1 protein-coding gene is annotated in these 439 nt (G+C 72.7%); it reads right to left on the reverse strand.

The genetic code is table 11. The features are described from left to right. Positions 1 to 439 (reverse strand): DJ-1/PfpI family protein (locus BN4575_RS23000; RefSeq protein ID WP_176716473.1); only part of this gene is annotated, 439 nt, incomplete at both ends.

Here is a 439-nt window from a genome sequence, read left to right on the forward strand (position 1 = left end):
CCCCGCGCACGAGGTCCACCCCCTCCCCCGTCGCGCCCACCGTCTTGTAGTGCTTGAACGCCTCGTTCACGAAGTGCAGCGCGGCCCCGTCCTGGAGGAGCGCCTCCACGCTCGCCTTCCCACCGGGGATCAGCACCGCGTCGCACAGCACCGACGCGACCGTCGGCAGCGCCATCGTCACCGCCTCCGAGCCTCCCGCCGCCGTCTTCACCGCCCCCAGCCGCGGAACGACCACCTCCAGCTGCGCCCCGGCCGCCTCCAGCGCCGTCTTCACATCCTTCAGCTCGGCTGCGCTCACCCCATCGGCGACCAGCGCCGCCACCTTCCGGGTCGCCACCGACCCCTTCACGGTGTTCTCCATGCTCAGCGCGGGCGAAGGCGCCCCGGCCACCGCCGGCTTCGTGTTCCGCTTCCCCACGAACTTCACCGCCGCCTGCAC

It is taken from the genome of Aeromonas sp. EERV15 (assembly GCF_900079845.1).
In the GTDB taxonomy this organism is placed as follows: domain Bacteria; phylum Pseudomonadota; class Gammaproteobacteria; order Enterobacterales; family Aeromonadaceae; genus Aeromonas; species Aeromonas sobria.